We start from the raw sequence: 12,109 nt of genomic DNA, 5'->3' as shown, positions 1-12,109 counted from the left end.
AAAATGGCAGCCTCGGCTGCCATTTTTATTTCTTTAAATTCAAAACGTTGCATTAACTCAATTAGTTGAGTGCCAAAAGCATCGACGGCGCCTACCTGAACGATGGCGAAGAGGTGGCACCGCCGCCGATGAGGGCGCACTGTATGCCGTCGCCTGGGCCAGTTGGTGGGGCATTCGTACCTTCCAGCAAATCGGGGGCCCCAGTCGAAGTCTGGCGCGAGCTGCGCTGCAGCAGCAACGCCAAGAAGAATGCCGAATTGGTTGGCCCACCCAAGCCCGTGCTGCAAGACCCGCGCTTTGAGGCGGCCCGCTTTCCGCGGATAACGGCATTTTTCGCTGCTACCTGCACGCCTTGGGCGGTGCACTGGCCATCCGTGCCTAACACCCCATCAAACTGGCCCACCTCATCGAGGAGCAGGCCAACAGCCATGGCGAAGACATCAAGCGCCTGATGGGCATTACCTGCGCTCGCCTTGGCATCAAGACTCGCCTGCAAGGTTGGGAAATTGTGCCTGCCGGCACCCATGAAGCCAGGAAAACCGCCGAGGCTGCAGCGAGGGGAGTTGGGGTTAAGACGGGCGACAGCCCGGCACCTTGGAGCTCTGACAATAACTGTACGCGGCCAGATCCTGATGCCTTCGCAGACCAGATCATGAGGGAACAATGGGGGCTATCACCCTTCTCCATCGGCCGTTTACGGGCCGGCGCCAATGTCACAGCGGACGGTTTCACCCTCCGGTTGGAGAACAGACAGGTGCAGTCGAGCCGAACGCTCCCGAGCGAGCCGGATTGGCAGCCTGAGGGCCAGCTGACAGCCGAACAAGGCCAGCCGGATGAGAACGCGGTACCGGAAGGCGATGAGGACTGGCCGATGCTGGTTGAGCTGTGCAGCAAGGTCTACCAGGCGCAGGGCCACACCGGGGCACACCGCTGGATAGAGATGCTGCCGCAGCCCTATCAGTCCGAGATGTGGCGCGTGCTGGAAGGGCTGGATACGCCGGAGTGGATACAGGAACAGGACGACTACAGCGAGGAGTGGGTATGAACAACAAACAGACCGTCAGCCGCGAAGAGTACCGCAGCCTGGATAATCGGGTGACCTGCATTCTCCAGCAGCGCTGGCCAGCCAATGAGATCAGCCAGTGGGTGGGGATGCTCAAGGGCAAACAGCAGGCTGTTGCGTCTGCCATTCTGCGCCGTCGCCACCCTCGCCCCTTATCGCTGGCCCTGCTGACCATCGCCGTCGAGGTGCCGACCCCTTGCAGGCCAAGCCCTGCCGTCCCATGGTGCCGGTGCTCTCTGCCGATGGCCATGCAGTAGGCAGACGCCATGTTGTGGAGGGCAAGACGCCGGTGACCATCGACCAGATCGGCACCATTCATTGTACCAGCACCGGCCGCACCCTCTTTATCGCACTGGGCAGCATCACCGATCGCGCCAACTCGGGCGCCGCCGACCGACTCTACCCACAGTACCAACCCGCCCGCCACCAAGTAGTGGCCGACCACAGATAAATCAGTGCAGGTTATAAGTCATAAGGAGCCTACGCTGGCGAGGCTGGATCGCTTCAGAGGATGGTGCCGATCATCTGATCAAGAGTATCGAGGATGAGGATTTAGTTGATAACGTCTCAAGCATTGGCACAGATTTGCTGCGACCTATACCTTGATTTGTTATGGTTTGTTCGCCTCGCTAGCCAGTTTCGCCAATTTTCTTTTAGCATCTTCAATTTTTTCTTTCTTTTTGAGTTCATCGAGTTTCTCATCAAGAATGATTTCGATACCAACTCTAAGTGTGTCGAAATGAGATAAGCAAGTGTTTTCATCTAGCTCATGTATTCCAACACTCAATACGGAATACATAGACCTATTTTCGACTAAAAATACTGGTAAGTGAGCTGAAAGTAAGTTTATTTTCTGATCCATTCTGGATCTACTGTATTGTTCTTCAGTGACTAAATTCTCAGCGAGACACTGTACATATGCCTCCGCTATTAAGTGTTCGAATATACGGCGCAAATAAACAAAAGAACCTATCCCAACGCCATTAGCGGCTAAACCAATTGCTCGAGAAAATTCTTTAAGTTTCTCATTAGGAAGTAGTTTTTTATATTTTTTAATCTCAGACATATGAAAATCAGCAACTGATGGGTATTGCCCTGTTTTCATTAATGAAGGTATATTGGCATCACCAATCACGTAAAAGACAAAAACCTCATCAGTTCGCTTGCATTTGATTTGAATCCTCCCATGGCCGTGGAAATTATCATTATATGGAATCAAATTAGTTTGAACCACAAAGGTAGACTCAATTTTCCTCCATGGGTTGTAGCCTTCAAACTCTTCTCTTTTAGAGTAATCAAGTATTTTTCTGTATACATCCATAGTTCCCTCATCAAAATTGACAGGGGTATAAATTGGCAAATCAAAAAAGAACTCACTTACTGTCATTTCCATTACTTATCTCATATTTTTGGTTGATCTATAACGCCCGATGTTGGGACTAGCTTTTAGCCGCGCGGCGGTGGAAAGGCCGCCTCAACCGAGCAGAGCGACAACAGCCGCTTCTAAAACGGTGTGCTCACTTTTGCATGTAGTCTTTGAGTTATTGCATGCTAATTGCATTTTTCATAACCGCCTTTAGTGCCATATCGATGGCTGCAAAATATAACATCTCACCTTCGACGTAATCATCATTGTTTTATGATAACAAAAAAATTATTAAATGATTCAATATCCACTCTGCCCTTTCAGCACCGTTTCATTGCTTTGTTAAATTTTATTCTTAGAAAACCAAGACTTAGTTTCATTAATTGTTTTCTGCATAATTTTAAAAGCTTCACTAGAGCTATTTAATGAGTAAGCAGAGTTATTTTTTGCCCTTTCAGTAATATGTACAGTGTTTCTTACCAATCGCATTTTATTTAATGAACTTGCTAGTGGCGGCGTAATTATTTTTTCTTCTTCCGCGACTAAAATAAGCCATGCAAATGATTGCTTTTCGATCGCAGCTCTAATGTTTGTAACCTTTGTCCATTTAATTTTATTTTTGGGATTCATGTATAAATCTTTAAATTTCCAATGCTCTCCAGTTAATTTATTCTTGTTTTTTGCATGGAGCACCATTTCATTGAGCAGTGTTTCAGAAACCGAAATGTAGTCAATGACTTGCGCTCTAACATGTGCATATAATTCTTTATTATCTACTTGAAGCGCCAAACCAATTTTGTAAAGCCAACGAGCACCATATAATGTATCGCAAAGAGCATCTCTCACTGTTTGTTCTTGAACATGATCAAACCATGTCGCATCCAATTTGTTGGTATCTGGTATTCCTGTTTTTGCAAATTCGCCAAATCCATCAATGATCAGCTGGCCGAATTTTTCCTGTATGGAACTCATGCATCACCCTTATAAACAGAAGTATTTATTATACGGAAAATTTCTACATAGTAAAATATTTCCGTTCCGAATATACCCAGTAAAATTTTTGAATCATTGAAAACATCAGTGATATTTTAATGCCCTACGCCAACTTACCTGACCCACACTGTGGATATATAACCGGTCCTCACTATCTGACCACCGGGTTCACTGGTCTCCATTTCTTTTCCCGTTTCTCAGAAAACAACATGGCTACCGCACGGGTTTCAGCTCCCAGCTTGCTGCTTTAAACCGGACTGAAGATTGTACAACCATCGGATACACCTCGGTTGCCTTTGACACAGTGAGGGGCCGGATGAGTAAGGTATCAAACGATAACCATCCTAGTGAATAAAAAATTACCTATCTCGCTGATTTTTGTTTGATTTTTGACGAAGGTCAGTATTGTTGGACAAAGAAGAGGCGATCTATGTTGCTTTCAGTAGAGCTAGCGGGTATTCGTGGTTATCGCACAAAATGCTGGGGGCGCTATTGCGCCCCCAGTCCTTTCAGTACCAACTGCCGGCCCTCTGGCGTCAGCGAGCCCATCAAGCTCAGCACCAGCTGGTTCGCGGTCTTGGCCGAGGGGCTTAGGGTGTGGGCGAACGACAAGGTCGCCACCCAACTGTGGCCACATTCTGCATCGGTGCACTGGCAATAGAGATCCGAGACATCATCACTCAGTCGGTTGGTCTTGGTAATGCGGCCATGCTGGCCACGCACTTTGCAACAAACCCGCATTGCCCCCTTTTCTATCCAAATCAACAGCCTGTCTTGCCACAGCAAACGCTGATACCTACCATCCGACCTATTACACCGCCGTCATCTGACCCGATCACAATCGCGGGTCCGGCTATGGCACGGTGTAGGTGCTCAAGACCGAAGAGGTCAATGACCAGCTCAATCTGTTTGCCATCCTCTGCCCGAATCGGGATCTCATTTACTACAACCAGAGCGGCCTGTATCAGTTCTGCTCCATCGAGCCGATCGAGCAATTCGCCGATCTGGGACACACCTACCTGTTGGGCCTCGGCGTCACCGATAAGCCCAACCCGAGGATAAGGAAATGAAACCAGAACGGTTCGATCAGATGCTGGGGGCCCTCAATGGCCTTGGCACCAGATCGATACCATTTCTTGTTTATCCCTGCCTGTCAGAGCGCATTGCGGCGCGGCCCGAACGGCAGACGCCAGCGAAACAGGCTGTTGAGGGTGGCGCGCCACTGGTTGGGGCGCCCCAGGATCTGCTTTTGCAGCCGGGTCTCTTCTTTCAGCATCGCCTCGTCGCTGCGGGCCCAGGCCTGGTTGTAGAGCTGCTTGATCCCCGCCAACGCGTCCGGCGACTTGGTGATGAGGGTCTTCGCGAACTCCCGCGCCTCGGCCAGCGGATCGTCGCAGACCCGGCTCACCAGCCCGAGGGACTTGGCCTCCGGCGCCGGCAGCTCGCGCCCGCTCATGGCCAGCTCCATGGCGGTATCCACCCCCATCAGGTTGCGCATGGTGACGCTGCCGCTCATGTCGGGGATGATGCCCCACTTGATCTCCATCACCGAGAAGCGGCAATCGGGGGTGCTGAAGCGAAAGTCGGCGCCGAGCGCAATCTGCAACCCGCCGCCAAAGCAGACCCCCTGGGTCACAGCGATCACCGGCACCGGCAGCTGATGCCAGCCATAAGCCACCCGCTGGGCCAGGTTGGTGGCTTCATCCGCCTCGCGTTTTAAAATCTCGAGCGCCGCCACCGGCTGCTTGAGCATGGATTTCACATCCAGCCCGGCACAAAAGGCCCGCCCCTCCCCGTGCAGGATCACCGCCCGCAGCCCCTTGTGCTGGCGCAGCTGGTCGAGTACCCCGTCGATGGCGCTGAACATGGCTCTGTCCAGCGCATTGAGCTTGTCGCCCCGCGCCAGCATCACCTCGGCGATGCCGTCCCGGATCTCGCATTTGACCCTTGGTTTTTCCATTTTCCCCTGTCCTCTCCTGAGTTCACACTGGTCATACCACCACGTTATCAGAGTGTTATCGCCAGGTACAGCGAGGAGCCCGGTTTCTCACTGCCGCGGCGCGTGCGACTAAAGTCGGCTGGCTGGCCAGACGCCGCTTTGTCAGACTGGCTTGACGCCACCGGCCAAGGATTGCCATGACCAGCCTGTTCAACTTTGCCCGTCCGCCGTTTGACTGCCTGACCGCAGAGGAGCGTCAACGGCTCGAGCAGCACCTCTCCATCTGCTACTTTCGCGTCGGCCAGCCAGTGCTCAAGGCCGGTGATGCCCCCCCCGGCCTCTATCTCGTCCTCAAGGGGGCGGTGGAAGAGTCGAGCCCTCATCATCAGTTTGGCGACTATGGCGAAGGGGACCTGTTCGACGTGCGCGCCCAGTTCGACGGCCACTGCCGCCACCAGTTCAGTGCGCTGGAAGATCTGCTCTGCCAGCTGATCCCCAGAGCCACCTTCATCGAGCTGTGCGAGGGCAATCCCGCCTTCGCCCGCTACTTCACCGCCAGCCTGGCACAGCGGCAACAGCAGCAGGAGCAGCGCGCCCAGCTGGGGCAGAAGAATCTGGCGGAGTTCATCCTGACCCGCATCGAGCCCGGCCATCTGCAGCCGGCACTCATCGTCGACAGCCGCCTGTCGCTCTTGGCCGCCACCGAGGCCATGGTGGCCAAGGGCACCGACTGCCTGCTCTACCCGGCCACGGATGGCAGCCTGAGTCTGGCGACCCGCAAGACCCTGCTGCACGCCCTGACCCTCAAGGGCCTGCCACTGACGACGCCGCTGGCGGTGCTGGATCCGACCCCGCTCATCGGCCTGCCGCTGGACAGCTATCTGTTCGACGCCCTGTTGCTGATGACCCGCCATCGCATCAAGCGGCTGGTGGTCTGGCAAGGGCAGGAGGTGGCGGGGATCCTGCACCTGACCCAGGTGCTCGGCCTCTTCTCCACCCACTCCCATGTGCTGACCCTGCGCATCGCCCGCGCCGACACCCTGCCGGCACTGGAAGCGGTGGCCCGGGAGCAGCAACAGCTGACCCGCTCCCTATTCGGCCAGGGGATCCACACCGCCTTTTTGATGAAGCTCATCGCCACCATCAACGAGCAGCTGATCGCCAAGGCCTTTGCGCTGGTGATCCCGCCCGCGGTGCAGGAGCGTGTCTGCCTGCTGATGCTGGGCTCGGAGGGGCGCGGCGAGCAGATCCTCAAAACCGATCAGGACAATGCACTGATCCTGCCCGCCGACCTGCACTGGCCGACCCAGCAGGCCGACCTGGCCGCCTTCAGCGAGCTGCTGGCCCGGCTCGGCTACCCGCCCTGCCCCGGCCGGGTGATGGTCAACAATCCGGCCTGGGTGAAGCCCCTGGCGCTCTGGCAGCAGGAGACCGAGCGGGCCTGTGTCGAGGCCAGTGAAGCAGACTTGCTCTGGCTCGCTACCCTGGCCGACGCCCACCCCATCGCCGGCGATCGCGCCCTGCTTCCCCCTCTCGCCCGCAAGTTGCGCGAGCAGCTGGCCGAGCGGGGAGATCTGCTGGCGGAGATGGTGCGACCGGCGGTGGCGTTTCATGCGCCGCTTACCCTGTTTGGCCGGCTGGAGCGGGCGCCGGAGGGACTGGATCTGAAACGTGGCGGCCTCTTTCCGCTGGTACACGGCATTCGCATGCTGGCGCTGGAAGCCGCCATTCTGGAGACCTCGACCCTGGCACGGATCGAGGCACTGGTGACGGCCGGGCGACTCAGCGCCGGCTTTGGCGACAATCTGGCGGAGGCATTCAGGCTGTTCGTCCGCTTGCGGCTGCGCAGCCAACTCAAGGAGGGGGAGAGCCGGGTACAGGTCAATGATCTTAGCCACGGCGAGCGGGATCTGCTGCGCCAGGCACTGCATCAGGTGAAGAAGTTCCAGCAGTGGCTCACCTTGCACTTTCGTCTGAGGCAGTAGCCATGTTGAGCCGCCTGCGCCGTCATTGGCATGGCCGCCGCGTTCAAGATCCGGCATTTGCCCCGCTCTATGCCGACCCGCCCGCCGACGAGTGGGTGGCCCTCGACTTCGAGACCACCAGCCTGGATCCCGCCCAGGCCGAGATCGTCGCCATCGGCGCGGTGCGCATTCAGGGCAACCGGGTGCTGACCGGCGAGGCACTGTCCATCCGGGTGCAAGCGCCGGCCAGCCTGAGCGAACATTCGGTGGTGATCCACGGCCTGCGCCATCAGGATCTGCAACAGGGCATGACGCTGGAGGCCGCGCTGCGCCTGCTGCTCGCCTTTATCGGCCCGCGCGAACTGGTGGGGTATCACATCGCCTACGACCTGCGCATCCTCAACCTCGCCTGCCAGCGATGCTGGGGGCTGACCCTGGCGCAGCGGGGGATAGAGGTGAGCCGGCTCTACCACGATCACCTCTATCGCCGCTATCCCGATGCCGCCATCGATCTGCATCTGGCCGCCATCAGCAGCCACCTGGGCCTGCCGGCCCTGCCCGCCCACGACGCCCTGAGCGATGCCATCACCGCCGCCCTCATCTTCTTGCGCCTCACTCGGGGCGGGCCACTGGCTTATCCCAAAGTCTAATTGTCCGGAAATAACATTTGATTCACATTTTGCTTACATGAGCAGCCCTGCTGCTCGGTAGGGACCTCCCTTCATTCACCGCCGACACTCAATGTCATGGAGCACTGCAATGGAACAGCAACCGTATCTTCGGATCCAGCAAGATCCTAACTTCCAGGAGCTGGTCGCCAAGCGCCAGCGCTTTGCCTGGTCCCTCTCCATCCTGATGCTGGGGCTCTATCTGGCCTTCATCATGCTCATCGCCTTCGCCCCCGGCTGGCTTGGCACCCCCTTGAGCGAAGGGTCCACCATTACCCGCGGCATCCCGGTCGGAGTGGGGCTGATCCTCTCCTCCTTCGTGTTGACCGGCATCTATGTGTTTCGGGCCAACGGCGAGTTTGACGAACTGAACCAGAAGATCCTCAAGGGAGCCCAATCATGAAAGGCAAGTCTCTGCTGTTGCTGGCCACGCTGGCCTCCTCCCCCCTGCTGGCTGCCGATGCGCTGACCGGCGAGGTGCATCGCCAACCGCTCAATATCTCGGCCATCGTGATGTTCGTGATCTTCGTGGCGGCCACCCTGTTCATCACCTACTGGGCCTCCAAGCGCAACCGCTCGGCCTCCGACTACTACGCCGCCGGCGGGCGCATCACCGGCTTCCAGAATGGCCTGGCCATCGCCGGTGACTACATGTCCGCCGCCTCTTTCCTCGGCATCTCCGCGCTGGTCTACACCTCCGGCTACGATGGCCTGATTTACTCCATCGGTTTTCTGGTTGGCTGGCCCATCATCCTGTTCCTGATCGCGGAGCGGCTGCGCAACCTCGGCAAGTACACCTTTGCCGACGTGGCCTCCTACCGCCTCAAGCAGACCGAGGTGCGCACCCTCTCCGCCAGCGGCTCGCTGGTGGTGGTCGCCCTCTACCTGATCGCCCAGATGGTGGGCGCAGGCAAGCTGATCGAGCTGCTGTTCGGCCTGCAATACCATGTGGCCGTGGTGCTGGTCGGCATTCTGATGGTGCTCTACGTGCTGTTCGGCGGCATGCTGGCCACCACTTGGGTGCAGATCATCAAGGCGGTGATGCTGCTCTCCGGTGCCAGCTTCATGGCCATCATGGTGATGAAGTCGGTCAACTTCGACATCGGCACCCTGTTCAGTGAAGCGGTCAAGGTGCACGAGAAGGGCATCGCCATCATGAGCCCGGGTGGCCTGGTCGCCGATCCCATCTCCGCCATCTCGCTGGGTCTGGCCCTGATGTTCGGTACCGCCGGCCTGCCCCACATCCTGATGCGTTTCTTCACCGTGAGTGACGCCAAGGAAGCGCGCAAGAGCGTGTTCTATGCCACCGGCTTTATCGGCTACTTCTACATCCTGACCTTCATCATCGGCTTTGGCGCCATCCTGCTGGTCAGCACCAACCCGGACTTCAAGGACGCCACCGGCGCCCTGCTGGGCGGCACCAACATGGCTGCCATCCACCTGGCCGATGCGGTGGGCGGCAGCCTGTTCCTCGGCTTCATCTCCGCCGTGGCGTTTGCCACCATCCTGGCGGTGGTGGCCGGGCTGACCCTGGCCGGTGCCTCGGCGGTCTCCCATGATCTCTATGCCAGCGTCATCAAGAAGGGCAAGGCCAACGAAGCCGACGAGCTGCGCGTCTCCAAGTACACCACTGTGGTGCTGGGTGTGGTGGCCATCGGTCTCGGCATCCTGTTCGAGAAGCAGAACATCGCCTTCATGGTGGGGCTCGCCTTCTCCATCGCTGCCAGCTGCAACTTCCCGGTGCTGTTCCTCTCCATGTTCTGGTCTCGCCTGACCACTCGCGGCGCCGTCTACGGCGGCTGGCTGGGGCTGGTGAGCGCGGTCAGCCTGATGATCCTGGGCCCGACCGTGTGGGTGAAAGTGCTGGGCCATGCTCAGGCCATCTTCCCCTACGAGTACCCCGCCCTCTTCTCCATGGCGGTGGCCTTCGTCGGGATCTGGCTGTTCTCGGTGACCGACAAGTCGCAAAATGCGCTCGACGAGCACGCCAAGTTCTTCCCGCAGTTCGTCCGCTCCCAGACCGGACTGGGGGCAGCCAGCGCCAGCTCCCACTGAACCTTCGATTGACGGTTGCAAGCCGGCCCCAGGGCCGGCTTTTTTCATGCCGAGAGGCAGCGGTTAGCGCCCGTTGCTATCCGAGCGACGCGGCCATGGCCGCCAGGGTGCGCGAGCACACAGCACCACCCTCTCTATCCCCTCTGCAATAGGCCCGGATCACAGTTCTTGCTAAAACTTTCCGGGGATCTGTGCCATAATGCGCGCCATTTGACAGACCAACCGGGACATTCCAGTGCTTTCGAGTAACAACATCACCATGCAGTTCGGCGCCAAGCCGCTGTTTGAGAACATCAGCGTCAAGTTTGGCGGCGGCAACCGCTACGGCCTTATCGGTGCCAACGGCTGTGGCAAGTCCACCTTTATGAAGATCCTCGGCGGCGATCTGGAGCCCACTGGCGGTAATGTGAGCCTGGACGTCAACGAGCGTATCGGTAAGCTGCGTCAGGATCAGTTCGCCTACGAAGAGATGCGCGTACTGGACGTGGTCATGATGGGTCACACCGAGCTGTGGGCCGCCATCGCCGAGCGCGATGCCATCTACGCCAACCTGGAAGCGACCGACGATGACTACATGAAGGCCGCCGAGCTGGAAGGCCTGGTCGCCGAGTATGACGGCTATACCGCCGAATCCCGCGCGGGCGAGCTGCTGCTGGGTGCCGGCATCCCCATCGAGCAGCACAACGGCCCGATGAGCGAAGTGGCGCCGGGCTGGAAACTGCGGGTGCTGCTGGCACAGGCGCTGTTCTCCAACCCCGACATCCTGTTGCTGGACGAACCGACCAACAACCTGGACATCAACACCATTCGCTGGCTGGAACAGGTGCTCAACGATCGCGAGAGCACCATGATCATCATCTCTCACGACCGTCACTTTCTGAACTCCGTCTGCACCCACATGGCGGATCTGGACTACGGCGAGCTGCGCGTCTACCCGGGCAACTACGACGAGTACATGACGGCCGCCACCCAGGCCCGTGAACGCCTGCTGGCCGACAACGCCAAGAAGAAGGCCCAGATCGCCGATCTGCAATCCTTCGTGTCGCGTTTCAGCGCCAACGCCTCCAAGTCCAGCCAGGCCACCTCCCGCCTCAAGCAGATCGACAAGATCAAGATTGAGGAAGTGAAGGTCTCCAGCCGGCAGAACCCCTTCATCCGCTTCGAGCAGGAGAAGAAGCTCTACCGCAACATCCTGGAGATCGAAGGCGTATCGAAAGGCTATGGCGAGGCTCCGCTGTTCAAGGGCCTCAATATGATGCTGGAAGTGGGCGAGAAGGTCGCCATTCTGGGTACCAACGGGATCGGTAAATCCACCCTGATCAAAACCCTGGTGGGCGCGCTGGCACCGGACACCGGCACCATCAAGTGGTCCGAAAACGCCCAGATCGGTTACTACGCCCAGGATCACGCCGAGGACTTCGACACCGATCTCAACGTGTTCGACTGGATGGCCCAGTGGAAACAGGAGAACGAAGACGAGCAGGCGGTACGCTCCGTACTGGGCCGTCTGCTGTTCTCCCAGGACGACATCAAGAAGCCGGTCAAGGTGCTGTCCGGTGGCGAGCAGGGCCGTATGCTGTTCGGCAAGCTGATGATGCAGCGCCCCAACATCCTGATCATGGATGAGCCGACCAACCACCTGGACATGGAATCCATCGAATCCTTGAACCTGGCGCTGGAGATGTACAAGGGCACCCTGATCTTCGTCTCCCACGACCGTGAGTTCGTCTCCTCCCTGGCGACCCGCATCCTGGAGCTGACTGAAGATGGCATCCGCGACTTCGGTGGCACCTACGAGGATTACCTGCGTACCCAGGGCGTGGTGTAACCCCCTCCTGCCCGCATATCCCGTCAATGAAAACCGGCACCTGAGTGCCGGTTTTTTTTATGCCTGTGATATCTACCGGACGATGCGGATCATCCCGTGCGTCATATCCCCTTCCCCCTGCCAGGGCAGGGTAGTCATCCCGCCAGAAAGAAGACCAAACGGCGCCTTGCGGATAAAGAAGGCTCTGTCCCAGTTATGTGTTGAAAGGCTAATCTTGAAGTAGGTCATCACCT

At 57.7% G+C, this 12,109-nt stretch carries 12 protein-coding genes and 1 pseudogene; 9 read left to right on the top strand and 4 right to left on the bottom strand.

Features of this window, described 5'->3' with window-relative positions:
* Positions 1-71: 71 nt before the first annotated feature.
* The 3 genes and pseudogenes from QLG02_RS04940 to QLG02_RS04930 form a co-directional block, all read left to right on the top strand.
* Positions 72-1,045: pseudogene (locus QLG02_RS04940) on the top strand (replication endonuclease); the annotation flags it as partial.
* Complete coding sequence (locus QLG02_RS04935; protein ID WP_282464665.1) at positions 1,042-1,320, top strand: hypothetical protein; 279 nt, start codon at positions 1,042-1,044, stop codon at positions 1,318-1,320. The pseudogene QLG02_RS04940 and the gene QLG02_RS04935, both read left to right, overlap by 4 nt.
* Positions 1,260-1,514: a hypothetical protein gene (locus tag QLG02_RS04930; RefSeq protein WP_282464736.1), complete on the top strand. Its 255-nt coding sequence runs from the start codon at positions 1,260-1,262 to the stop codon at positions 1,512-1,514. The genes QLG02_RS04935 and QLG02_RS04930 overlap by 61 nt, the downstream gene beginning before the upstream one ends.
* Before the next feature lie 159 nt (positions 1,515-1,673).
* Here the strand turns inward: QLG02_RS04930 and QLG02_RS04925 are convergent, their stop codons facing one another.
* The 3 genes from QLG02_RS04925 to QLG02_RS04915 form a co-directional block, all read right to left on the bottom strand.
* On the bottom strand, positions 1,674-2,456 hold the full coding sequence (locus QLG02_RS04925; RefSeq protein WP_282464664.1) for a hypothetical protein: 783 nt from the start codon (positions 2,454-2,456) through the stop codon (positions 1,674-1,676).
* Positions 2,457-2,771: 315 nt separating this feature from the next.
* The gene (locus QLG02_RS04920) at positions 2,772-3,401 is read right to left on the bottom strand and encodes a hypothetical protein (protein ID WP_282464663.1); all 630 of its coding nucleotides are present in this window, start codon (positions 3,399-3,401) and stop codon (positions 2,772-2,774) included.
* Positions 3,402-3,911: 510 nt separating this feature from the next.
* A complete protein-coding gene (locus QLG02_RS04915) occupies positions 3,912-4,163 on the bottom strand; it encodes an ogr/Delta-like zinc finger family protein (RefSeq protein WP_282464662.1) in 252 nt (83 codons plus the stop codon).
* Positions 4,164-4,291: 128 nt separating this feature from the next.
* Here QLG02_RS04915 and QLG02_RS21800 point away from each other — a divergent pair, with 128 nt between their 5' ends.
* Positions 4,292-4,492 carry a GPO family capsid scaffolding protein gene (locus QLG02_RS21800; protein ID WP_348994620.1) on the top strand — a complete coding sequence of 67 codons (201 nt, stop codon included), beginning with the start codon at positions 4,292-4,294 and terminating at the stop codon, positions 4,490-4,492.
* Between the two features lie 83 nt (positions 4,493-4,575).
* Here QLG02_RS21800 and QLG02_RS04905 read toward each other — a convergent pair whose 3' ends face one another.
* Entirely contained in the window at positions 4,576-5,382 is an 807-nt protein-coding gene (locus QLG02_RS04905; RefSeq protein WP_024943958.1) for a crotonase/enoyl-CoA hydratase family protein, read from the bottom strand.
* Between the two features lie 176 nt (positions 5,383-5,558).
* Between QLG02_RS04905 and QLG02_RS04900 the strand changes: the two genes are divergently transcribed.
* The 5 genes from QLG02_RS04900 (at position 5,559) to QLG02_RS04880 (ending at position 11,876) form a co-directional block, all read left to right on the top strand.
* A complete protein-coding gene (locus tag QLG02_RS04900; RefSeq protein WP_282464661.1) occupies positions 5,559-7,346 on the top strand; it encodes a putative nucleotidyltransferase substrate binding domain-containing protein in 1,788 nt (595 codons plus the stop codon).
* Between the two features lie 2 nt (positions 7,347-7,348).
* A complete protein-coding gene (locus tag QLG02_RS04895; RefSeq protein WP_016350909.1) occupies positions 7,349-7,975 on the top strand; it encodes a 3'-5' exonuclease in 627 nt (208 codons plus the stop codon).
* Positions 7,976-8,084: 109 nt separating this feature from the next.
* Positions 8,085-8,396 (top strand): DUF485 domain-containing protein, encoded by a 312-nt coding sequence (locus QLG02_RS04890; RefSeq protein WP_011705924.1) that lies wholly within the window; start codon positions 8,085-8,087, stop codon positions 8,394-8,396.
* Positions 8,393-10,048, top strand: coding sequence for a cation acetate symporter (locus tag QLG02_RS04885; protein WP_017408234.1), 1,656 nt, complete (start codon positions 8,393-8,395; stop codon positions 10,046-10,048). Before QLG02_RS04890 ends, QLG02_RS04885 begins: the two co-directional genes overlap by 4 nt.
* 235 nt (positions 10,049-10,283) lie before the next feature.
* Positions 10,284-11,876 (top strand): ABC-F family ATPase, encoded by a 1,593-nt coding sequence (locus QLG02_RS04880; RefSeq protein WP_011705884.1) that lies wholly within the window; start codon positions 10,284-10,286, stop codon positions 11,874-11,876.
* The last annotated feature ends 233 nt before the right edge of the window (positions 11,877-12,109 follow it).

The organism is Aeromonas sp. V90_14, from assembly GCF_029967615.1.
Lineage (GTDB): Bacteria > Pseudomonadota > Gammaproteobacteria > Enterobacterales > Aeromonadaceae > Aeromonas > Aeromonas hydrophila.
This window is presented reverse-complemented; position numbering and strand designations above follow the sequence as displayed.